The organism is Streptomyces sp. NPDC047130 (genome assembly GCF_040643475.1).
In the GTDB taxonomy this organism is placed as follows: Bacteria; Actinomycetota; Actinomycetes; order Streptomycetales; family Streptomycetaceae; genus Streptomyces.
Genome location: NZ_JBEYUK010000002.1, coordinates 187,283 through 209,636 on the forward strand (window position 1 = coordinate 187,283; position 22,354 = coordinate 209,636).

The 22,354-nt window shown below is 74.3% G+C and carries 21 protein-coding genes; 10 read left to right on the forward strand and 11 right to left on the reverse strand.

The window, feature by feature from the left end; genetic code table 11:
• Positions 1-186 precede the first annotated feature (186 nt).
• On the reverse strand, positions 187-687 hold the full coding sequence (locus ABZ836_RS03380) for a GNAT family N-acetyltransferase (RefSeq protein WP_361138792.1): 501 nt from the start codon (positions 685-687) through the stop codon (positions 187-189).
• 91 nt (positions 688-778) lie between these two features.
• Here ABZ836_RS03380 and ABZ836_RS03385 point away from each other — a divergent pair, with 91 nt between their 5' ends.
• The gene (locus ABZ836_RS03385; RefSeq protein WP_361138795.1) at positions 779-1,708 is read left to right on the forward strand and encodes a TIGR01777 family oxidoreductase; all 930 of its coding nucleotides are present in this window, start codon (positions 779-781) and stop codon (positions 1,706-1,708) included.
• 320 nt (positions 1,709-2,028) lie between these two features.
• Positions 2,029-3,699: an FAD-dependent oxidoreductase gene (locus tag ABZ836_RS03390; RefSeq protein ID WP_361138798.1), complete on the forward strand. Its 1,671-nt coding sequence runs from the start codon at positions 2,029-2,031 to the stop codon at positions 3,697-3,699.
• A 128-nt stretch (positions 3,700-3,827) separates the two neighbouring features.
• Here ABZ836_RS03390 and ABZ836_RS03395 read toward each other — a convergent pair whose 3' ends face one another.
• From ABZ836_RS03395 to glnA, 4 genes are all read right to left on the reverse strand, one after another.
• Positions 3,828-4,487, reverse strand: coding sequence for a polysaccharide deacetylase family protein (locus tag ABZ836_RS03395; RefSeq protein ID WP_361138801.1), 660 nt, complete (start codon positions 4,485-4,487; stop codon positions 3,828-3,830).
• 102 nt (positions 4,488-4,589) lie between these two features.
• Positions 4,590-5,603, reverse strand: a complete 1,014-nt coding sequence (locus tag ABZ836_RS03400; protein ID WP_361138804.1) for a polysaccharide deacetylase family protein — start codon at positions 5,601-5,603, stop codon at positions 4,590-4,592.
• 213 nt (positions 5,604-5,816) lie between these two features.
• Positions 5,817-6,743 carry a glycoside hydrolase family 11 protein gene (locus tag ABZ836_RS03405; RefSeq protein ID WP_361138807.1) on the reverse strand — a complete coding sequence of 309 codons (927 nt, stop codon included), beginning with the start codon at positions 6,741-6,743 and terminating at the stop codon, positions 5,817-5,819.
• Positions 6,744-7,190: 447 nt separating this feature from the next.
• Entirely contained in the window at positions 7,191-8,600 is a 1,410-nt protein-coding gene (gene glnA / locus ABZ836_RS03410) for a type I glutamate--ammonia ligase (RefSeq protein WP_356139324.1), read from the reverse strand.
• 254 nt (positions 8,601-8,854) lie between these two features.
• Between glnA and ABZ836_RS03415 the strand changes: the two genes are divergently transcribed.
• The gene (locus ABZ836_RS03415; protein WP_356139322.1) at positions 8,855-9,322 is read left to right on the forward strand and encodes an RDD family protein; all 468 of its coding nucleotides are present in this window, start codon (positions 8,855-8,857) and stop codon (positions 9,320-9,322) included.
• A gap of 130 nt (positions 9,323-9,452) precedes the next feature.
• On the opposite strand, the gene ABZ836_RS03420 is transcribed toward ABZ836_RS03415, so the two are convergent.
• The 5 genes from ABZ836_RS03420 to lipB form a co-directional block, all read right to left on the reverse strand.
• On the reverse strand, positions 9,453-10,151 hold the full coding sequence (locus tag ABZ836_RS03420; protein ID WP_356135236.1) for a DUF4191 domain-containing protein: 699 nt from the start codon (positions 10,149-10,151) through the stop codon (positions 9,453-9,455).
• Positions 10,152-10,247: 96 nt separating this feature from the next.
• A complete protein-coding gene (locus ABZ836_RS03425; RefSeq protein ID WP_356135238.1) occupies positions 10,248-10,484 on the reverse strand; it encodes a hypothetical protein in 237 nt (78 codons plus the stop codon).
• Between the two features lie 177 nt (positions 10,485-10,661).
• Positions 10,662-11,633, reverse strand: a complete 972-nt coding sequence (gene lipA, locus ABZ836_RS03430; protein ID WP_361138811.1) for a lipoyl synthase — start codon at positions 11,631-11,633, stop codon at positions 10,662-10,664.
• Between the two features lie 116 nt (positions 11,634-11,749).
• Entirely contained in the window at positions 11,750-12,418 is a 669-nt protein-coding gene (locus ABZ836_RS03435) for a biliverdin-producing heme oxygenase (RefSeq protein WP_361138817.1), read from the reverse strand.
• A 34-nt stretch (positions 12,419-12,452) separates the two neighbouring features.
• Positions 12,453-13,253: a lipoyl(octanoyl) transferase LipB gene (gene lipB, locus ABZ836_RS03440; protein WP_361138821.1), complete on the reverse strand. Its 801-nt coding sequence runs from the start codon at positions 13,251-13,253 to the stop codon at positions 12,453-12,455.
• Positions 13,254-13,619: 366 nt separating this feature from the next.
• Here lipB and ABZ836_RS03445 point away from each other — a divergent pair, with 366 nt between their 5' ends.
• From ABZ836_RS03445 to ABZ836_RS03460, 4 genes are all read left to right on the forward strand, one after another.
• The gene (locus ABZ836_RS03445) at positions 13,620-15,110 is read left to right on the forward strand and encodes a regulator (RefSeq protein ID WP_361138824.1); all 1,491 of its coding nucleotides are present in this window, start codon (positions 13,620-13,622) and stop codon (positions 15,108-15,110) included.
• A 332-nt stretch (positions 15,111-15,442) separates the two neighbouring features.
• On the forward strand, positions 15,443-16,234 hold the full coding sequence (locus ABZ836_RS03450) for an acyl-CoA thioesterase domain-containing protein (RefSeq protein ID WP_356135248.1): 792 nt from the start codon (positions 15,443-15,445) through the stop codon (positions 16,232-16,234).
• A gap of 137 nt (positions 16,235-16,371) precedes the next feature.
• Positions 16,372-17,484 (forward strand): alpha-hydroxy-acid oxidizing protein, encoded by a 1,113-nt coding sequence (locus ABZ836_RS03455; RefSeq protein WP_356135352.1) that lies wholly within the window; start codon positions 16,372-16,374, stop codon positions 17,482-17,484.
• Positions 17,485-17,488: 4 nt separating this feature from the next.
• Positions 17,489-18,811 carry a HEAT repeat domain-containing protein gene (locus tag ABZ836_RS03460; protein WP_361138827.1) on the forward strand — a complete coding sequence of 441 codons (1,323 nt, stop codon included), beginning with the start codon at positions 17,489-17,491 and terminating at the stop codon, positions 18,809-18,811.
• Positions 18,812-18,993: 182 nt separating this feature from the next.
• Here ABZ836_RS03460 and ABZ836_RS03465 read toward each other — a convergent pair whose 3' ends face one another.
• Positions 18,994-19,311 carry a hypothetical protein gene (locus ABZ836_RS03465; RefSeq protein WP_356135252.1) on the reverse strand — a complete coding sequence of 106 codons (318 nt, stop codon included), beginning with the start codon at positions 19,309-19,311 and terminating at the stop codon, positions 18,994-18,996.
• A 186-nt stretch (positions 19,312-19,497) separates the two neighbouring features.
• Here ABZ836_RS03465 and ABZ836_RS03470 point away from each other — a divergent pair, with 186 nt between their 5' ends.
• From ABZ836_RS03470 to glnII, 3 genes are all read left to right on the forward strand, one after another.
• Entirely contained in the window at positions 19,498-19,869 is a 372-nt protein-coding gene (locus ABZ836_RS03470; protein WP_356135254.1) for an arsenate reductase family protein, read from the forward strand.
• A 161-nt stretch (positions 19,870-20,030) separates the two neighbouring features.
• Positions 20,031-20,924, forward strand: coding sequence for a hypothetical protein (locus tag ABZ836_RS03475; protein WP_361138830.1), 894 nt, complete (start codon positions 20,031-20,033; stop codon positions 20,922-20,924).
• 294 nt (positions 20,925-21,218) lie between these two features.
• The gene (glnII, locus tag ABZ836_RS03480; protein ID WP_356135258.1) at positions 21,219-22,247 is read left to right on the forward strand and encodes a glutamine synthetase; all 1,029 of its coding nucleotides are present in this window, start codon (positions 21,219-21,221) and stop codon (positions 22,245-22,247) included.
• Positions 22,248-22,354: the final 107 nt, after the last annotated feature.

Consider the following 22,354-nt stretch of genomic DNA (forward strand, 5'->3'; position numbering starts at 1 on the left):
GTCCCGGGCCACCGCGACCGCGGCCCCGGCCCTGCCCCCGGAACAACTCCCGGGCCCGGGCCACGACCTCGGCGGATGTACGGGAGACGCGCATGGCTCCACTGTCCGCGCCGGGGACGGCCACCGCGATCGGTGTGGGCCGCCCGGGTGACGGCGGCCGCGCCTCCCGCCGCGGGGCGGCTCAGGTCAGAGGAAGCGGCCCATCAGGACGTCGTCGACGTACGCCCCGTCGAGGAGGAACTCCTCCGGGAGGACGCCCTCGACGGCGTAGCCGAGGGAGGCGTAGAGGGCGCGCGCGGGCGCGTTGTGGCCGAGGACGCGGAGGGTGATGCGGCGGGCGCCGCGGCGGCGGGCCTCGTCCTCGGCGGCGCGCATCAGGGCCTTGCCGACGCCCCGGCCGCGGGCCCTCTCGGCCAGGACCAGTCCCTGGATCTGCTGGACGTGGGCGTTGGCCGCGAGGGGGGTCGGACGGGCCACCCGCACGTAGCCGACGACCTCGCCGTCGGTCTTCGCGACCAGGATGTCGGCCGCCGGGTGCCGTTCGTCGAAGAACGGCCGTCCCGGCTCGGGCGGCGGCGCCACCGCGTGCAGCGTGGACCAGGTCTCCCGGTCCAGGAGGTTCAGCGCCGGGCCGTCCTCGTCGCGGGCGGGGCGGATCAGGGTGTCGGTCCGGGTCGTCGTCGGCATGCGGGGATCGTACGGGCCGGTGGCGCGCCGGGGAAAAGGACTTTCGGCACGGCGGCGTCGGGCCGCCGGGCCCGTCCGGGAGGATGACGGCATGGAACCGAGGGAAACGGGCGAGGGGTCCGGGCGGCGGACGGTGGCGGTGGCCGGGGCCTCCGGTCTGATCGGCGGGGCGCTGGCCCGGTCGCTGGAGGCGGACGGGCACCGGGTGGTGCGGCTGGTGCGGCGGGAGCCCCGGACCGGGGACGAGGTCCGCTGGGACCCGTCCTCCGGGCGGCTGGACCCGGCGGCGCTGGACGGCTGCGACGCCGTGGTGAACCTGGCGGGGGCCGGTGTCGGCGACCGGCGCTGGACGGACGAGTACAAGCGGCGGATCCGTGAGAGCCGGACGGGCGGCACGGCGGCGCTGGCCGGGGCGATCGTGGCGATGGACACCCCGCCTCGGGTGTTCGTCAACGGCAGCGCGGTCGGCTACTACGGCGACACCGGTGACCGCCCGGTCGACGAGGACGCGCCGCCCGGGCGGGGCTTCCTGCCGGAGCTGACGGTGGAGTGGGAGGCGGCCGCGGAGCCGGCCCGGGCCGCGGGCGTGCGCACGGCCCTGGCGCGGACCGGGCTGGTGGTGTCGCGGGGCGGCGGGGCCTGGGGGCGGCTGTTCCCGCTGTTCCGGGCCGGGCTCGGCGGCCGGCTCGGGGACGGGCGGGAGTACTGGTCGTTCATCGCGCTGCGGGACGAGGTGGCGGCGCTGCGGCACCTGCTCTTCACGCCGGGCCTGGAGGGCCCGTTCAACCTGACGGCCCCGCTCCCGGTGACCAACCGGGAGGTGACGGCGGCGATGGCGAAGGTCCTCCGGCGGCCCGCGGTGTTCGCGGTGCCGGCGCCGGTGCTGCGGGCGGTGCTGGGCGAGATGAGCCAGGACGTCCTCGGCAGCACGCGGGCGGTGCCGCGGCGGTTGCGGGAGTCCGGGTTCGTGTTCTCCTGCCCCGACGTGGAGTCCGCGGTCCGGGCGGCGCTGGACGACTGACGCCGGCGGGCCCCTGACCCCGGCCGGTCCCTGGCCCCGGCCGGCCCCTGACCCCGGCCGGTCCCTGGCCGTCGCCGTGCCGTGCCGTGCGTTGGGGGGGGGCCGTCGCCTTGCCGTGCCGTCGCCTTGCCGTGCCGTTGCGGTCCCGTCGGCGTGCCGTGCCGTTGGCGTGCCACGGCCGTGCCACCGTGCCCGGTCCGTGCGCAGGACCCTCCGCGCGGCGACCGGTCCTACCCTCGAAGTGGCCCGAATTCGGGTATTCCGGGGGGAAGTTGGGGGCATCACGTCTCCAGCGGCCGCGCAACCTCGAGGAGGGGCACGTGCTTCAGCACGCACAGAAGGCTGACGTCGTCGTGGTGGGAGCCGGAGTGGCCGGGCTGTCGGCGGCTCTGCGGCTGACCGCGGCGGGCGTCAGCACCGCAGTCCTGGAGGCCGCCCCGTTCGTGGGCGGCAGGATGTCGACGGAGAAGGTCGACGGTTTCCGGCTGGACCGGATGGGCCAGCTGTTGTTCACCTCGTACCCCGAGCTCCGCACCACACCGGGCCTGGACGACCTGGTGCTGCGCCCCTTCGCGCCGGGGGTGCTGGTGCACGGCGGCGGACGGCTGCACCACGCCGGCGGCCCGGAGGGAGTGGGCAGGGGCGCGCGAGGGGCGCATACGGCGCACGAGCAGAAGCTGGAGGGGGCGCTCGCGGGGGCGCTCGACGTGGCCACGGCCGCCGCGCGGGGAGGCAGAAGGAACGTTCCTCCGCTGATTCCGGCGATCCCCGCGATCCCGCCGCTCCCCGGGGGCCCCGCCGACCGGCTCGCCCCGGCGCCGCTCCCGGAGTTCCCGGAGGTGCCGCAGTGCCCGGAGGTCGCCGAGGTCCTGGAGTCGTCCGGGCCGGCGGGTCTCCCGCCGTTCCCCGAGCCCCGCGCCGCCGCCCCGGCGAGGGTGCGGGCCGGTGCGGCGGCGGCGATCCGGATGACCGGGCTGCGGGCGCGCCGGCCGCGGCTGGGACGGGTCCGTCCGCGCCGGGCGCTCGGAGCGGTGGCCGGTCCGCTCGGGGGTCCGGGCGACCGGGCGCGGCTGGCGTCGGCGCTGGCGGGGATCGCGGCCACGCCCGTGGAGCGGCTGCTGACCCGCGCGGAGATGCCGGCCGCCGAGGCGCTGTCGGCCCGTGGCGTCCCCGGGCGGGCGCTGGAGGGGTTCCTGCGCCCGCTGCTGGCCGCGCTGCTCTGCGACCCCGAGCTGGCCGGCTCCAGCCGGTGCGCGGACCTGGCGCTGCGCGCCTGGGCCACCGGGCGGCTGTGCGTGCCGGAGGGCGGCGCCGAGGCGGTACCGGAGCTGCTGGCCCGCGCCCTGCCGCCGGGGACGGTGCACACCGGGGTGCGGGTCACCTCCGTGTCGACCACCTCGGTGACGACGGCGGAGCACGGCGAGTTCCGCTGCCGGGCGGTGCTGCTGGCCACCGACGCGCGGACCGCCGCCGAGCTGCTGCCCGGACTGCGGGTGCCGGACTTCCATCCGGTGACGGTGCTCCACCACACCACCGACGAGGCCCCGGACACCGGCTCGTTCCTGCTGCTGGACGCCGAGCGCGGCGGCCCGGTGGCGCACACCTCGGTGGTCAGCCGGGTCGACCCGACCCGGGCGCCCGCCGGACGGACGCTGGTCTCCTCGACGGTGCTGGGCGCACCGCCGCGGAACGTGGACGACGCCGCACGGGAGCACCTGGCCCGGCTGTACGGAATTCCGACACGGGCCTGGGAGACGCTCGCCGTGCACCACACGGCGGCGGCGGTCCCGGTGATGCGTCCGCCGCTCGACCCGCGGCGTTCGGTGCGGCTGCTGGCCGGGCTGTACGTCTGCGGCGACCACCGGGACACCGGCACGGTCCAGGGCGCGCTGCACTCGGGGCGGCGTGCCTCCGCGGCGATCCTGCGCGACCTCGGCGCGGGAACGGGACTGCGGCCGGGCGAACCGGTCCCCCGGCCCCGGGCGGCCTGACCCCGGCCGTCCGCGCCGCACGCGGCGGCCGGCCCGCGTGCGGCGTGACCCCCGCCGTGGTCCGGCCGTGGTCCGGCCGCGGTCCCGCCACGGTCCGGCCGCGTGCGGTCCCGGCGCCGCCGCGGCCCCTACACGCCGTCCGGCGCCACGGCCCGCCTGGTGACCGGGCAGATCATGCCGGGGCGCAGCCCGTTGGCCTCCAGCACCTCGGCGATCCGGGGGACGGCCCGCAGGGTGGTGGCGGGCCAGTCGTGCAGCAGGACGACCTGACCGTCGGTGAGCCGGCCGACCGCCTCGACGACGGCGTCGGCGCTCGCGCCGTTCCAGTCCTGCGGGTCGACGTCCCAGAGGATCTCGGTGAGGCCGAACTTCGCGGCGGTGGCCCGCACGGTCTCGTCGGTCTCGCCGTAGGGCGGGCGGAACAGGGTCGGGATCCCGCCGCCGGCCGCGGCGACGGCGTCCTGGGTGCGGGCGATCTCGGACTCCCGCTCGGCGGGGCCGAGTCCGGTGAGGCGGGGGTGGCTGTAGCTGTGGTTGCCGATCCACATCCCGGCGTCGGCCTGGGCGCGGACCAGGCCCGGGTCGGCGTCCACGTGGTTGCCCTGGTTGAACATGGTGGCCCGCAGTCCGGCCTCGTGCAGGGCCTCCAGCAGGGCGGCGGTGTGGCGGGAGGGGCCGTCGTCGAAGGTCAGGCCGACGTAGCCGCGGCAGGCGGCGGGAGCGCCCTCCTCCCCGGCCACGGGGACGCGGGCGGCTCCGGCGGCCGGCGGGCGTGAAGGCTCGGACATGCGTGGGGTCTCCTGGTCGGGGCGGCGCGGGGCCGCCCGGGCATGACGGCCCGGGCGGCCCCGCGGCGCGGTGGTGCGGTGGGAGCGGCGGCGCGGTGGACCCTAGCTCGCGGCGCAGGTGACCGTGGGCCAGGTCCGGTTGCCGTTGTGCTGGATGGTCACCCCCCAGGTGTTGCCGCTGCCGTTGGGCCGGGCCACCAGGGTCTGGCTGTTCGGGTAGCTGGTGGAGGCGTTCCAGGTGGAGAGCACGCGGGCCGGCGACGGGACGTTCATGGTCACCGTCCAGTTGCTCGAGCCGCTCACCGTCACGTTCAGGTTGTACCGGTCGCTCCACTGCGACCCGGCCGACAGCGTCGCCGTGCAGCCGCCCGGGTTGGTGGGCGGCGGCGTGGTGCCGCCGTCGGGGGCGACCGCACGGCCGGTGGTCGGGGAGATCATGCCCGCGCACAGGCCCTTGGAGCTCAGCACCTGGGCGATCCGCGGGACGGCCGCGAGGGTGTTGGCGGACCAGTCGTGCATCAGCATCACCTGGCCGTCGGTGAGCCGCCCGGCCGCCTGGACGATGGCGTCGGTGCTCGCGTTGTTCCAGTCCTGCGAGTCGACGTCCCAGATGATCTCGCGGAGGCCGAACTTGGCCTCGGCGGCCCGCAGGGTCGCGTTGGTCTCGCCGTAGGGCGGGCGGAACAGCTTCGGCGTGCCGCCGCCGGCGTTGGCGATGGCCTGCTGGGTCCGGGAGATCTCGGACTCCATCTGGGCCTGGCTCAGCTGGGTCATGTGGGGGTGGGTGTAGCTGTGGTTGGCGACCCACATGCCGGCGTCGACCTGGGCCTTGACCAGCCCGGGGTTGGCGGCGGCGTACTGGCCCTGGTTGAACATGGTGGCCCGCAGGCCGGCCTGCCGCAGGGCGTTCAGCAGGGCGGAGGTCTGGCTGGAGGGGCCGTCGTCGAAGGTGAGGCCGACGTAGCCGTTGCAGGCGGCGGCCCGGACGGACGGCGCCTCCTGCGGCGCGGGCGCGGCCTGGGCCGGTGCGGTGACGGCGGTGAGGGCGGTGAGGGCGCTCACCGCGCCCATCACGGCGGCGGCTCGTGCGGCGAGCGGACGGAGCAGCTTGCGCATGCGGATTCTCCTGGTCGGGGGGCGGCTCACGGCCGCCCGGGCACGGTCCCGGGCGGCCCTCGTCTCCGGTGGCGCCTTTCCTCGGCGGCGCTCCGGGCCCCGGCCGGTGCCGGGGGCCGGGCAGGGAGTCGGGCAGGGAGTCGGACAGGGAGTCGGACAGGAAGTCGGACAGCAGGTCCTACAGGGACGCGGGCAGGGACTGGGGCAGAGGGCTCAGCCGCTGCTGCAACTGACGGACGGCCAGGTCCAGTTGCCGTTGTGCTGGATGGTCATGCCCCAGTTGCCGCCGCTGCCGTCGGGTTTCGCCACCAGGGTCTGGGCGGACGGATAGCTCGCCGAGACGTTCCAGGTGGCGAGCACCTTGGCGGGCGACGGCACGTTCACCGTCACCGTCCAGTTGCTCGATCCGCTCACCGCCACGTTCAGGTTGTACCGGTCGCTCCACCTGTCACCGGCGGAGAGCGTCGCGGTGCAGCCGCCGGGGTTGGTGGGCGGGGGCGTGGTGGGCGGCGGGGTGGTGCCGCCGGAGCCGACCGTGATGCTGGAGCTGCCGCTGCTCTGGTACCCCTCGGTGGCCATGATCTGGTAGTTGTGGTTGCCCAGCCTCATGCCGGCCCGGGCCCAGGCGTCGAAGTGGTTGCCGGTGGTGATGGTGCCCCCGGTCCGCTTCGAGGTGCGTACGCTCCAGAACTGGTCGAAGGTCCTGGTGCCCTCGATGGAGGGGGCGTTGTACCGGGTGGTCTTGTAGATGTCGTACGTGCCGCCGTCGCTGGTGACCGACCCCATCCTGGTGCCGGTGGGCCGGTAGGTGCCCCAGTTGTCGACGATGTAGTACTCGATGAGCGGCCCGGTGGTCCACCCGTAGAGGGTCAGGTAGGCGTTGCCCGAGGGGTTGAACGAGCCGGAGTAGGTGACGGTCCTGCGGGCGCCGGTCGCCCAGCCCTTGCCGGCCACGAAGTTGCCGGTGTTGCTCCACTGCGTGCTGTAGCTGCCGCCCGACCTGAGGGTCATGGAGACGGTGTTGGGCGCGTCCGTCCAGAACGAGTAGTAGTACCCGCCGTCGTTGCCGGTCTGGTTCTGGGTGATCGTCGTGTCGGCGCTCGCGGGGGCGAGGCCGCCGACGAACGCCACGAAGGCCATGGCGAGGACGAACAGGCCCCGGGTTAAGGACCCGCCTTCGCCCCGTCTGCGTCCCGTCCGCCGGATGGACGTGTTCATACGTGCTGCCTCCTCTGGGGGGAGAGGTCGTGCGGTGTTGAACAGTGTGGAGAGACGCGGACGGGTGTCAATTGTTTCGGTCGAAGTTTCGAAAACCTTCGTAGATTCCTTCAGTCCGCGACAGCCCGCCGACGCCGGGCTTAGACCACGGCGGGACACCCGCTCGCACAGGAGCGCCCCCTGATCACCGCATGGGCACGGGCACCGGCGGCCTCCCGGTTCCGAAAGTTTCGAAGCCCGCGCCGAACGCGTCGCGGGCCGCGCCACCAGGTCCGCGCCGTCCGGCCCCGGGCACGGCGGAGGGCCGCCACCCGGTCGGGTGGCGGCCCTCGTCACGACGTCGGCTCCGCGCGGGACGGAGCCCGTGGATCACACGTCGTAGTACAGCTCGAACTCGTGCGGGTGCGGGCGGAGCGCGATCGGGGCGATCTCGTTGGTCCGCTTGTAGTCGATCCAGGTCTCGATCAGGTCGGGCGTGAAGACGTCGCCCTGGAGGAGGTACTCGTGGTCGGCCTCGAGCGCGTCGAGGACGGCGCCCAGCGAGGTCGGGACCTGCGCGACGTTGGCGTGCTCCTCGGGAGCCAGCTCGTAGAGGTCCTTGTCGATCGGCTCGGCCGGCTCGATCTTGTTCTTGATGCCGTCCAGGCCGGCCATCATCAGCGCCGAGAACGCCAGGTACGGATTGCCCGACGAGTCGGGGGCGCGGAACTCGACGCGCTTGGCCTTCGGGTTGGCGCCCGTGATCGGGATGCGCATGGCGGCGGAGCGGTTGCGCTGCGAGTACACCAGGTTGATCGGCGCCTCGAAGCCCGGCACCAGACGGTGGTAGGAGTTCACCGTCGGGTTGGTGAAGGCCAGCAGCGACGGGGCGTGCCGGAGGATGCCGCCGATGTAGTGGCGGGCCATGTCGGACAGGCCCGCGTAGCCGGTCTCGTCGTAGAACAGCGGCTGGCCGCCGGTCCACAGCGACATGTGGACGTGCATGCCGGAGCCGTTGTCGCCGAAGATCGGCTTGGGCATGAAGGTGGCGGTCTTGCCGTTCCTCCACGCGACGTTCTTGATGATGTACTTGAACAGCATCAGGTCGTCGGCCGCGGCCAGCAGCGTGTTGAACTTGTAGTTGATCTCCGCCTGGCCGGCCGTGCCCACCTCGTGGTGCTGGCGCTCGACCTGCAGGCCGGACTTGGCCAGCTCCAGGGACATCTCGGCGCGCAGGTCGGCGAAGTGGTCGACCGGGGCGACCGGGAAGTAGCCGCCCTTGTACTTGACCTTGTAACCACGGTTGTTCTCGGTGGCGCCGGCGTTCCAGGCGCCCGCCTCGGAGTCGATGTGATAGAAGGCCTGGTTCGCCTCGGTGGAGAAGCGCACCGAGTCGAAGACGTAGAACTCGGCCTCGGGACCGAAGAAGGCGGTGTCGGCGATGCCGGTGGACGCCAGGTACGCCTCGGCCTTCTTCGCCACGTTCCGCGGGTCACGGGAGTACTGCTCGCCGGTGATCGGGTCGTGGATGAAGAAGTTGATGTTGAGCGTCTTGTCCCGGCGGAACGGGTCGACACGGGCCGTGCTCAGGTCCGCGCGCAGGGCCATGTCCGACTCGTGGATGGCCTGGAAGCCGCGGATGGAGGACCCGTCGAAGGCCAGCTCCTCGCCCGGGTCGAACGCCTCGGCGGGAATCGTGAAGTGCTGCATCACGCCCGGCAGGTCGCAGAAGCGAACGTCAACGAACTTGACGTCCTCATCGGCGATGAACTTCTTGGCCTCGTCGGCGTTCTGGAACATCCAGCTCCTCCTACTCCCGGCCGGTTCCGCCAGGGGTGGTAGTACTTCGTGCGCCAGTGCGGTGACACACGCTGACTGGGACCCTAGTGATCGGCGATTTCTCGAACATGACTCATTTGTTTCCGGGAAGTTAACCGCTCGATCACGGCCCTGGGGCGGCGACGCGCGCCGGTCTCCCTCCATGGTCCTGCCCCGCGTCCGGTGGCGCACCCCGCCTTCCGCCACGCGCGCGCCCGGCAAGTACCGTGGAGTGCGTGGACAACAGGCAAGCACTCGGATCCTGGCTCTCCGGCCCCCGCGCGGCGGCCGAGGAGGCCGGTGTCGACTTCGGCTACCGGGGTGAACAGCTCGGGCTGCCCGAGCACGGCCCCGGCTCCATCGCACGTCCCGGGCGCCGTCTCGGCGCACTGGTCGTCGACTGGGCGCTCTGCATGCTGATCGCATACGGTCTCATCACGGACGGTTACGGTCAGGCCACGAGCAACTGGGCCCTGCTGATCTTCTTCGGACTGGGCGTCCTGACCGTCGGATCGGTCGGCTTCACGCCGGGCAAGCGGCTCTTCGGACTGCGGGTCGTCGCCCTCGCGAGCGGCACGGTGGTGCCCTGGCGGGCGGCGGTGCGGACGCTGCTGCTGTGCCTGGCGCTCCCCGCGCTGGTGTGGGACCGCGACGGGCGGGGTCTGCACGACCGCGCCGCCGGAACGGTCGAGGTCAGGATCTGACGCCGGCCGCGCCGACCGCGCGGCCCGCGACAAGGAACGTGTGAACGCGAAGATGTGAACGCGGACGTGTGAGGGGCGCCCGGTCGGTGGACCGGGCGCCCCTCACACGTCGTCGGAGTGGGAGTGCGGGTCAGCGGCCCTTGGAGCCGCGCGGGAGCTTCATGCCCTTGGGCATCGGGCCCTTGGGGAGCGGCATGTTCTTCATCAGGTCGCCCATCGCCCGCAGCCGGTCGTTGGTGACCGTGACCTGCGGCCCGGTGAGCACCCGCGGCAGCTTGAGCATGGTGGTGCGCAGCTTCTTCAGCGGCACCTGGCCCTCGCCGTTGCCCACCACGATGTCGTGCACCGGCACGTCGGCCACGATGCGGCCCATCTTCTTCTTCTCGGCCACGAGCAGGCTCTTCACCCGGTTCGGGTTGCCCTCCGCGACCAGCACGATGCCGGCCTTGCCGACCGCCCGGTGCACCACGTCCTGGCTGCGGTTCATCGCCACCGCGGGGGTGGTGCTCCAGCCCCGGCCGATGTTGTCCAGCACCGCCGCCGCGGCGCCCGGCTGGCCCTCCATCTGCCCGAAGGCGGCCCGCTCGGCCCGGCGCCCGAACACGATCGCGGTCGCCAGCAGGGCGACCAGCAGACCGAGGATGCCCAGGTAGATCGGGTGACCGATCCAGAAGCCGATCGCGAGGAAGACACCGAGGGTGATGATTCCGACAGCCGCGAGTACAAGACCGATCTTCTTGTCGGCCCTGCGGGTCATCTTGTACGTCAGGGCGATCTGCTTGAGTCGCCCGGCATTCGCAGACTCCGCTGCGGTTTCCTTCCTCGCCATGTCTCGAAGTCTACGTGTACGACGCCGCCGTCACGAAGGCGGTGCCCGCACCGTGTACGCCCGGTCCCGGGCGGTGACCGTCCGGGGGCGAGGCGGTCAGGAACGGACGGCGGCGGCGACGGGGGCCGCGTCGAGCACGCGCTGGACCTCGACGCGCTCGCGGGCGCGCTGCCGGTCCTCCAGGACGGAGGTCCAGGCGTTGCGGCGGGCGGTGCGCTGACCGCCGCCGAGCAGCAGCGATTCCACGGCCAGCAGGGCCCCGGTCAGCGACGGCCGGCGCGGGGCGAGGGCGGCGGCGCGGACGGGCGCGGCCTCGACGGTCTCCGTGGTCACGGTCCCCCCTGGGAGTCGTGGGCGGCGTGGGCGGCGGATCGGGTTCCAGAGTCCCCGAAAGGTGTTACCAGAGCGTGACTCGCCGGTCAAAGCCGGATGAAAGAACTGCCCACGCCCGTCCCCCGGAGAGGCGGACGCGGGCAGTGGGGCGTGGTGCCCGCGCCGGCTCATCTCGGCTCAGACCGCCCGGGCGGCTCCGAGGCCCTCGGAGGCGCGCTGCTCGACGGCCATCCCGTAGAGCCGGCCGGCGCGGTACGAGGAGCGGACCAGCGGGCCGGACATGACGCCGGCGAAGCCGATCTCCTCGGCCTCCTTCTGGAGCTCGACGAACTCCTGCGGCTTGACCCAGCGCTCCACCGGGTGGTGGCGCACGGAGGGGCGCAGGTACTGGGTGATGGTGATCAGCTCGCAGCCGGCGCCGTGCAGGTCGCGCAGGGCCTCGCTGATCTCCTCGCGGGTCTCGCCCATGCCGAGGATCAGGTTGGACTTGGTGACCAGACCGAACTCGCGGGCCTTGGTGATGACCTCGAGGGAGCGCTCGTAGCGGAAGCCGGGGCGGATCCGGCGGAAGATCCGCGGGACCGTCTCGACGTTGTGGGCGAAGACCTCGGGGCGGGACTCGAAGACCTGCCGGAGCAGCTCGGGCACCGCGTTGAAGTCGGGGGCCAGCAGCTCGACCTTGGTGCGTCCGCCCTCGCGGCCGGCGGTCTGCCGGTGGATCTGGCGGACGGTCTCCGCGTAGAGCCAGGCGCCGCCGTCCTCGAGGTCGTCGCGGGCGACGCCGGTGATGGTGGCGTAGTTCAGGTCCATGGTGACCACGGACTCGCCCACGCGGCGGGGCTCGTCGCGGTCGAGCGCCTCCGGCCTGCCGGTGTCGATCTGGCAGAAGTCGCAGCGCCGGGTGCACTGGTCGCCGCCGATGAGGAAGGTCGCCTCGCGGTCCTCCCAGCATTCGTAGATGTTGGGGCAGCCGGCTTCCTGGCAGACCGTGTGCAGGCCCTCGCTCTTCACGAGGTTCTGCATCTTGGTGTACTCGGGACCCATCTTCGCCCGGGTCTTGATCCACTCGGGCTTGCGCTCGATGGGGGTCTGGCTGTTCCGGACCTCCAGGCGCAACATCTTGCGTCCGTCGGGTGCGACTGCGGACACATCGGCTCCCTGTGACTTCGGTTCGTAGGCGTAACCAGCGTACGCCGCATTGTTTCGGTGTCCGTCCCGAGGCCGGGGTTTCGGACGTGGGGTGGCTCTCACCCACCCCGCCCCTGTCACAAGGCTCGGACGGTGGCCGGGAATTCCCCTTCGAGGGCGCGCAGGAGGGCCGCGTTGAGCGTGAAGGCGCGGCGGCACTCGTCGACCACCCGGCGCCTGCCGTCGTCGTCCAGGGGGAGGGCGTCCAGCCGGGCGCGGTAGTCGCGCTTGAAGGCGGCCGGGTTGGGGACGGAGTCGAAGACGTAGAAGCGCACGCCGTCGCCCTTGCGGGCGAAGCCCCAGGTCTTCTCGGCCGTGCCGCGGATGATCTGGCCGCCGGAGAGGTCGCCGAGGTAGCGGGTGTAGTGGTGGGCCACGTAGCCGGCCGGCCAGTCCCGGGCGCAGGCGGCGATCCGGGCGGCGTACTCCTCGGTCACGGGCAGCGGGACGGCCTCCCGCCACCGGTCCGGGCCGCGCAGGTGGGCGAGGTCGCGTTCCAGGGCCGGCAGCCGCATCAGCTCGGGGCGGACAAAGGGTCCGGCCACCGGGTCGTCGCGCAGCGCGGCGGCGGTCTCCTCCAGGGCGCGGTACACGAACCAGAGCTGCTCCGTGTAGCGGGCGTAGCCCTCCAGGCCGAGGTCGCCGGCGAGCATGGCGCTCAGGAAGCCGCTGCTCTCCGCCTCCGTGTGCTGGGCGCGGGTGGCGGTGCGTATGAGTTCCGAGAAGGGGCGCACGGTGTCGTCCATGCGCCCCAGTGTGCCCGCCCGCGGGGCCGCGCGGTCAGACGGAGGCCACGGGCTGCGTCTCGCGGGGGCGGAGCTCGGCGTCCTCCAGCACCTCGCGCAGGTGCTTCTCGATCACCGGCACCACCTCGGCGACGGTGACGTCCCGGCCCAGCTCCGCGGCGAGCGAGGTGACGCCGGCGTCGCGGATGCCGCAGGGGATGATCCGGTCGAACCAGGTGGTGTCCGGGTTGATGTTCATGGCGAACCCGTGCATGGTCACGCCCTTGGAGACGCGGACGCCGATCTGCGCCAGCTTGCGGTCCTCACGGCGCTGGCCGGCGTTGGACGGCGCGTACTCGGGGCCGTTGAGACGGGGGTCGAACTCCTCGTCCGTCATCCTCGGGTCCAGGTCGAGCGAGAGCCCGCCCAGGGACGGTCGCTGCTCCACCGGGTCGCCCAGCACCCACACGCCGCTGCGGCCCTCGATCCGGGTGGTCTCCAGGCCGAACTCCGCGCAGGTGCGGATCATGGCCTCCTCCAGCCGCCGGACGTGGGCCACCACGTCGACGGGGCGGGGCAGCTTCTGGATGGGGTAGCCGACGAGCTGGCCGGGGCCGTGCCAGGTGATCTTGCCGCCGCGGTCCACGTCGATCACCGGGGTGCCGTCCAGCGGGCGCTCGCTCTCCGCGGTGCGCCGGCCGGCCGTGTAGACCGGCGGGTGCTCCAGGAGCAGGACGGTGTCGGGGATCTCGTCGGCGAAGCGCGCCGCGTGCACCCGGCGCTGCTCCTCCCACGCCTGCAGGTACTCGACGGCCTCGGCGCCGAACCCCATGCGTACGAACCGCACCTCACCCACGGAAACCTCCAGGCGTACTCCGGACCCGGCCACGGCAGGCGGCCCCCCTCACTGTATGCCGTCCGGGTGGCGGCCGGGCCACGCGCCCGGGGGGCGGCCGGGCGGGCGCCGGGCCGGCACCCGAGCGGGCACCGGCACGCGGGGGACCGGTCCGGTCCGTTCGGCTTCGTCTCGGTCGACATTGGTATGGGCGAAGCGTCACTTCCGGATAGGAAACTCACCCGTTCGAGCGAACGAATGGTGAAGTGTGCGATGAGCTGCCTACTCTCCGCTACATTCACGCCGTTCACTGGCCATAACGGCTGCTCATAGGCAATCCGGGCGCCCCCCGGGGCCCGCCACGGAAGGCAGGAGACCGCACCGCAGATGACGGAACGACCCGCGCAGCGCACTCCCAACCGCCAGCTCGCCGCGCTCATCGCAGAGGCGGGATTCTCCAACGCGGGACTGGCCCGGCGCGTGGACCAGCTGGGACTCGAGCACGGCCTCGACCTGCGGTACGACAAGACGTCCGTCACCCGGTGGCTCCGCGGCCAGCAGCCCCGGGGGACCACACCGGCGCTGATCGCGGAGGTCTTCACCCGCCGCCTCGGGCGCCGGCTGACCGCGCAGGACCTCGGCCTGGACGCCTGTGCCCCGGTCTACGCCGGGCTGGAGTTCGCGGCCACGCCCGAGGAGGCCGTGGACATCGTCAGCGGCCTGTGGCGCAAGGACTCCGGCAGCCACGCCGAGCTCCGCAAGATCGCCTTCACCCCGGCGGGGCTGGTGGTGCCCAGCCGGGACTGGCTGATCGGCCGCCCCGACGACCGGGTCGGCCGGGGCGAGCCGCCCGCGGGCGCGGTGCGGGTGCCGGCGCAGGCCCGTCCCGGACGGGAAGCGGGCGGGACCCTGGCCGCGGTGCCCCGGCAGCGGGGCGGGCGCGGCGGCGAACGGGTGGCCGAACGGAGCCCCGGCCAGCGCGTCACCGGCGGCGACGTGGCGGCGCTGCGGTCGGTGGGCGAGCTGTTCCGCTCCCTCGACCACGCCTACGGCGGCGGGCACGCCCGGCAGGCGCTGGTCCGGTACCTGGAGCACGAGGCCGAGCCGATGCTCCGCGGCGCGTACGGGGAGAAGCTGGGGCGGCGGCTGTTCGGCGCGGTGGCCGACCTCACGCGGCTGGCCGGCTGGACCTCGTACGACATCGGGGCGCACGGGCTGGCCCAGCGGTACTTCGTGCAGGCGCTGCGGCTCAGCCAGGCGGCGGGCGACCGGATGTACGGGGCGTACGTCCTGGTCTCGATGAGCCGGCAGGCCGTCTACCTGGGCCACGGGCGGGAGGCGGTGCAGCTCGCGCGGGTGGCGCAGCAGGGCGCCGGGGGTTCGGCGCCGCCGGTGGTCCAGGCGCTGCTGCACGCGGTGGAGGCGCGGGCGCACGGGGTGCTGGGCGAGGTCCGGGCCTGCACGGCGGCGCTGGTGCGGGCGGAGCGGGCGCTGGAGGCGGCGCGGCCGCAGGACGAGGTCCCGCCGTGGGCCCGCTTCTTCGACGAGGCGCAGCTCGCCGACGAGTTCGGGCACTGCCACCGGGACCTCCAGCAGTACCGGGCGGCGGCGCAGTACGCGGAGCGGTCCCTGCAGCTGCGGGCCCCGGCGTACGCGCGGAGCCGGCTCTTCTGCCGGCTGGTGCTGGCGTCGGCGCGGCTGGGGCTGGGCGAGCTCGACCAGGCCTGCCAGCTCGGCGCGGAGGCGGCGGGGCAGGCGGCGGAGATGCGGTCCGTGCGGGCGGTGGAGTACGTGCGGGACTTCGAGCGGCGGCTCGAGCCGTACAAGGACGCCGCCCCGGTCCGCACCTACCGCGACCGGGTGGCCACCCTCCTCTGACCAGCGGCCCGGCCCCCGCGGCGGCCCTCGCGGCGCGCGCCCCGCGCCGTGGGGGCCGTGCCGTGGGGCCGCCCTGCGGGGGCCGTGCTGTGGGGGCCGCGTGCGTGGGCGAGGCCCGGCGGGGCGGCCGGGCCCGGTGCGGCCACCCGTCCCGCGCGGACGCTCCGCCTGCGCCCACCCGCGCCGCCCAGGCGGCACGATTGCCCGCAGGACGGGCCCACGGCCCCCGCACCCGGCGCGGGACCTCGCGGGAGAGCCCCGCGGGGGCGTGCCTTACGCTGCCCCCGACCAGATGGTTGGCCTATGAACACAAGAGGGGGCGCGCCGCCCGCATGGACCCGACGAACGACGCCGCCGCGTTCTTCACCGCCGACGGGGACACCCTGCTCCCCGGCGAGCACGCCCGGAGCTGGTGGACCCCCGACGCCGTGCACGGCCGCCTCCTCGGCGGGCTCCTCGCCCGCGCCCTGGAGCGCGAGCACGGCGCGGAGGGCCTCCACTTCGCCCGCCTCACCGTCGACCTCTTCCGCGCCTGCCCCTTCGCCCCGCTGCGCGTGACCACGGAACGGATCCGCGACGGCCGCCGCATCCGCGTGGCCGACGCCGTGGTGCACGGCGCGAACGGCGTCGCGGCCCGTGCGAGCGCCGTGCTGCTGCGCCGGGGCGAGCAGCCCGCCGGTCCCGTCCCGGCGACCCCGGACTGGGACGCGCCGCCCCCGGAGGAGATCGCGCCCGTGCGTCACGACATGCCGTGGAACCTCTGGCTGTTCGGCGGCGACAACCGCCCCGTGGAGAGCTGGGAGGGCGTCCCCGAGCGCCGGGCCTGGCTGCGCGACGAGGCCGAGCTGGTGGCGGGCGAGGCGCTCTCGCCGTTCGTCCGGGTCGCCCTCGCCGCCGACACGGCCAGTCCGATGGCCCACCGGTCCGACGACGACCTGGAGTTCATCAACGCGGATTACACGCTGACGCTGGCTCGTCTCCCGCTCGGCGACGCCATAGGGTTCCAGGCCACGGCGCACAGCAGCGAGGAGGGCGTCGCGGTCGGCCATTGCGCCCTGTACGACACGGCCGGCCCGATCGGTTACGCGATGACCACCGCCCTCGCCAACGCCCGCCAGGCCTGAACGTCCTGACGTTCCTACGTCCTGACGTCCTGACGTCCTGACGCCTGCATTCCGCTCCCTCGTCGTCCAAGGAGACCTCGGTGCCCAACCACGGTGACTGGCAACTCGGCATCTACCTCGACGGGTTGACCGGGAAGATGCCCGACCACCCGATGGCGTACGCCGACCTCGAGCGCCGCGCCGAGCAGGTGATGCCGCCGGAGCTGTGGTCCTACGTGGCCGGCGGCGCCGGGGACGAGCGCACCCAGAACGCCAACGTGACGGCCTTCGACCGCTGGGGCCTGATGCCCCGGATGCTGGCCGGTGCCGCCGAACGCGACCTGTCCACCGAGCTGTTCGGCCGCCGGCTGCCGACACCGCTGATGCTCGCCCCGGTGGGCGTGATCGGCCTGTGCGACCTGGCCGAGGGACGGGGCGACCTGGTGACCGCCCGCGCGGCCGCCGCCACCGGCGTGCCGATGATCGCCTCCACGCTCTCCCAGGACCCGTTGGAGGACGTGGCGCGCGAACTCGGCGACACTCCGGGGTGGTTCCAGCTCTACCCGCCGAACGACCCCGAGCTGACGGAGAGCCTGGTCCGCCGCGCCGAGGCGGCCGGCTACTCGGCGATCGTCGTCACCCTGGACACCCTGACCCTGGGCTGGCGCCCTCGCGACCTGTCGATCGCCAGCTTCCCGCAGCTCAAGGGCCAGTGCCTGGCCAACTACTTCAGCGACCCGGTGTTCCGCTCCCGGCTCGCCGCACCGCCGGAGGAGGACCCCGAGGCGGCCACCGGCCACTGGGCGATGATCTTCGGCAACCAGCGGCTGACCTGGGACGACCTGGACCGGCTGCGCTCCCTGACCTCCCTGCCGGTGCTGCTGAAGGGCATCTGCTCCCCCGAGGACGCCCGGCGTGCCGTGGACAGCGGCGTGGACGGGATCTACTGCTCCAACCACGGCGGACGTCAGGCCAACGGCGGCCTGCCCGCCCTGGACTGCCTGCCCGAGGTGGCCGACGCCGCGGGCGAGGTGCCGGTGATCTTCGACTCCGGCGTGCGGAGCGGCCCCGACGTGGTCAAGGCGCTGGCCCTCGGCGCCCGTGCCGTGGCGATCGGCCGCCCCTACGGCTACGGCCTCGCGGTGGGCGGCCAGGCCGGCGTGGAGCACGTGCTGCACTGCCTGCTGGCCGAGCTCGACCTCACCCTCGCCATCGACGGCTACGCCTCCACCGCCGCGCTGACCCGCGACGACCTGCGACCGGTGCGGTGAGACGGTGACCTGGGACGACCACGGCGGCGCCCTGCGGCTCACCGTGGGGGAAGGCGTCGAGCGCGTGGTCGGCGGCCTGGACGCCGACCCCGAGGCGTGGCTCGCCCTGGACCACGGCGTCCGCGAGGCCTGCCGGGACGCCGCCCGGAACCCCGGCCACACGCGGTGGCGGGCCCTGCGGGAGCTGCGGCCGCGGGAGGGCGCGTACGCCCCGCCGGCCCTCGCCTTCGCCCTCTGCCACGGGGACGGCAGGATCCGCGAGAAGGCGCTGAAGGAGGCCGAGGCGCGTCCCGAGGCGCTGCCGCTGGTGGTCGTCCGGTGCGCGGACTGGGCGGGGCCCGTCCGGCTGCGGGCCCGGGGCCTGCTGCGGAGGATGCTGACCGTCGAACGGGCCGTGGCGCTCACGCCGCTGGTGCTGCGCCTGGGGCACCGGGCCCAGGGCGCGACCGCGGTCGGCCTGGTGCGCGACGCCCTGCGGTCCGTCTCGGCCGGGGAGCTCCGGCCGCTGCTGCGGCACCCGAACCGGCGGGTGCGGCGCTTCGCCGTCGAACTCGCCCTCTCCGCGGGCCTGTTCACCGCTCCCGAACTGGCCCGCACGGCCGCCGGCGACCCCGACGTGGTCGTCCAGGACCTGTGCGCGAACGCGGCGCTGGCGGCGTTCCCCGAGGACGAGGCCGCCCGGGACGCCGTCCTGGAGCCGCTGCTCACCGCCCGCAACTCCCGCGCCCGTGCCACCGGCGTCACCGCGCTGCGCCGCGCGGGCCGGCCCCGGCGGGCCGAGGCCTTCCTGACCGACCGCTCCCCCGTGGTCAGGGCGTGCGCGCGCTGGGTGCTGCGGGAGCACGGCATCGACCCGCTCCCCCGCTACCGGGCCCTGTGCGCGGACCCCGCCGACCCGGCGGTCCCGCGCGGCGCGCCGGCGGGGCTCGCCGAGTGCGGCGGGCGGGAGGACACCCGGCTGCTGCGGCCGCTGCTGGCGCACCCGGCGCCGGCCGTCCGGGCCGCGGCGGTGGCCGCGCTGCGCCGCCTGGACGCGCTGGACCGGGCGGAGCTGTGGCCGCTGCTGGACGACCCGTCGGCCGCCGTGGTGCGGGAGGCCGCCACGGCGCTGCTGCCGGACGCCCGCGCCCTCGACCCGGACGTCCTGAGCCGGATGCTGGAGCCCGGTGGTCCCCGCACCGGCGCCGGGCGGCGTTCCGGCTGCTCGCCGCGCACGGCGGGCTGCCCGCGCTGCGGGCGGCGGTGGACCTGTTGGACAGCCCGGACGAGCCCACGCGCGACCGGGCGGCGCGGTGCCTCGCCACCTGGGAGCCCCCGCCCGACCTGACCAGGGGCGACCCCGAGGTGGCGGCGCTGATCGAGGCGTCCCGCGACCGCATCCCCCGCTCCCAGCTGCCGTTCCTCGTGTGGGCGACCGGCGTCGGCCCCGCCCGGTGACCCGGTGAGCGGACGCGTCACGCCCCGGCCGCGGACGGCCGGGGCGTGAGGCGCGGACGGACGGGGCGTGCGTCAGTGCGCCTGGAGCAGCGCGCGGACCAGGCGGCAGGTGGCCGGGGACGGCGGGTGGACGCCGATCAGCTGGGCGGCCAGGTGGACGACCTCGTCCGGGGCCTGGCGCGGGGTGTGGAAGCCCAGGTCGAGGAGGGCGATCGCCAGCCGCATCGCCTTCAGGCGGCGGTTGTGGTCGACGTACCACTCACGCGGCCGGCCCGCGGGCAGCGGACGCTTCTGGACGGGCACGTAGGGACGGTCGAGCGGAACGGGACGCTTGGCGGTGGACTGGGTGGAACGGGCCTTGGGCCGGGTGGTGGAAGCGGCAGCGGGCACAGGCAATCCTCCTGTCGCGGTCGGGTCGCCCGACGGGCCGGCGGAAGGCCCGCCGAACTCCCTCGAACATGTATTCATTCTACCGCCTGACACTGACAAAGTCCCTGGCCAGAACGGGTGTTGGGGCCCCGGTGGCGGGTGGGGGAAACGAGTTCCGCGAGCGGCCCCGCGGCGTATCGTGAGGCCATGGAGATCTGGATCAACCCCGCCTGCTCGAAGTGCCGCAGCGCCCTCTCGGTGCTCGACGCGGAGGGCGCCGACTACACCGTCCGCCGCTACCTGGAGGACGTCCCCACGGAGGACGAGATCCGGGCCGTGCTGGACCGGCTCGGGCTGGAGCCGTGGGAGATCACGCGGACCCAGGAGGCCGCGGCGAAGGAGCTCGGGCTCAAGGAATGGCCGCGGGACGCCGGGGCGCGGGACCGGTGGATCGCCGCGCTGGCCTCCCACCCGAAGCTGATCCAGCGCCCGATCGTCACCGCCGACGACGGCACGGCGGTGGTGGCCCGGTCGGAGGAGGCGGTACGGGAGGCACTGGCGCGCAACGCGAAGGCCTGAGGCCCCGGCGGCGCACGGGCCCGCGGCCCCTCCGGGCCGGTGCCCGCGGCCCCTCCGGCCCGGCGCCCGCGGCTCCTCCGGCCGGCGCACGCGGCCTGTTCGCCCCGAACGGGCGGCCCCGCCAGCGGGGTTGAGGGGGGCCGCTGCTACCGTCCGCGCCCATGAACCACGGTGACCACGACACGCCCGCCGGCCCCGGCCCCGCCGCGCAGGGACCGCCGCCCTACGACCCCTGGCAGCAGGCCGCCTGGCAGGGGCAGGCGGCGGAGCACGCCGTGTGGCAGGCGGAACAGCACCGGCTGCGCGAGGAGGAGCGGCGGCGCCGCACCCGCCGCACCGCCGGCGCGGCGGCGGTCGTCGCGGTGGCCGCGGCGGTGGCCCTGGGCGCGGTCTTCTGGCCCGGCGGGGACGGCGCCTCCGGCGACGCCTCCGCCGCCCTTCCCTCGGCGTCGGCCGCTCCGGCGGAGGGGGCCTCGCCGCCCCCGGTGGACGTGGAGATACCGGACGACGCGCCGCCCGCCCTCGCCGAGGCCCTGCGCCGGCCGGTCATCACCCCGGAGCAGGCGTTCCCCGAGACCTCGGTGACGGCGAAGGACACCGTCTACCGCCGCGTCGACGTGTCCTCCACCACCGACTGCGCGAACTGGATGTCGCAGCAGCTCGCCGACCTGATCACCCAGGGCGGGCCCTGCGCCCGGCAGAGCGCCGCGCTCTGGACCGACCCGGCCGGGAAGGCGCAGGTCACGGTCACCGTGCTGAGCTTCGCGCGGCAGGAGGACGCGATCCGGGTCTTCTCCATGGCCTCGACGGACCCGGTGAGCTACCAGGTGGTGGCCCTCGACCCGCCGCCGGCCTCCGGCCTGGACCCGGTGCCGCCGGGCTCCGCGGGCGTCTTCCGGCGGGTGATGACCGTCCGCTCCGTCGTCTTCGCGAGCGGACAGTGGACCGACGGCGCCGAGACCGGCGAGAAGGAGCTGACCGCGCACACCGAGGCCCTCCTGGAGCACGTCAACGCCACCGTGGTGGCCCACGAGGACCCCGCCGCGGGCGGGTGAACGGACGGGCCCTACCCCCTCCGGGCAGGGGCCAAGCCCATCGCATACGAGCCGCCGGCCCCCGCCGGCCGCGCCGGACGGGGGCCGTCGCGTCGTCCCGTGCGACGTCACCGGGACGCCTCACACACCCGTACGGACGACAGGGACGGTAGGTAACACGGGGTTCACACGAGGGCAATGGCCGGGAAATCGCCCCTTGACAGTCTGCGGGACATACCGGCGCACCGATGCCGCAGCGCCTCGCCCCGCGACTGACCGTCCCGCACGGTCGAGACCACCCGAAGGATGTGGCCCGTGACCTTCAAGGCTGAGTACATCTGGATCGACGGCACCGAGCCGACGGCCAAGCTCCGTTCCAAGACGAAGATCCTGTCCGACGACGCCAAGGGTGCCGAGCTGCCGATCTGGGGCTTCGACGGCTCCAGCACCAACCAGGCCGAGGGCCACGCCTCCGACTGCGTGCTCAAGCCGGTCTTCTCCTGCCCCGACCCGGTGCGCGGCGGCGACGACATCCTGGTGCTCTGCGAGGTCCTGAACATCGACCTGACGCCGCACCCGAGCAACACCCGCGCCGCGCTGGTCGAGGTCGCCGGGCGCTACGCCGCCCAGGAGCCGATCTTCGGCATCGAGCAGGAGTACACGTTCTTCAAGGACAGCTACCCGCTGGGCTTCCCGCGCGGCGGCTTCCCGGCCCCGCAGGGCGGCTACTACTGCGGCGTCGGCGCGGACGAGATCTTCGGCCGTGAGATCGTCGAGAAGCACCTGGACAACTGCCTGAAGGCCGGTCTGGGCATCTCCGGCATCAACGCCGAGGTCATGCCGGGCCAGTGGGAGTTCCAGGTCGGCCCGCTCTCCCCGCTCGAGGTCTCGGACCAGCTCTGGATCGCCCGCTGGCTGCTGTACCGCACCGCCGAGGACTTCGGCGTGGCCGCCACCCTCGACCCCAAGCCGGTCAAGGGCGACTGGAACGGCGCCGGCGCGCACACCAACTTCTCCACCAAGGCGATGCGCGAGGGCTACGACGCCATCATCACGGCCTGCGAGTCCCTCGGTGAGGGCTCCAAGCCGCTGGACCACGTCAAGAACTACGGCGCCGGCATCGACGACCGCCTGACCGGCCTGCACGAGACCGCCCCGTGGGACAAGTACTCCTACGGCGTCTCCAACCGCGGCGCCTCGGTCCGCATCCCGTGGCAGGTCGAGAAGGACGGCAAGGGCTACATCGAGGACCGCCGTCCCAACGCCAACGTCGACCCGTACGTGGTGACCCGCCTGATCGTGGACACCTGCTGCGAGGCCCTGGAGAAGGCCGGCCAGGTCTGATCCGCCCGCGGGAGGCACTTCCGCGCACGGCACCCGGGGACGGGGGCGCCCGCCAACTGGTGGACGCCCCCTTCCCCTTGGGCGTGACTCTGCTTCAATGGAGCCCA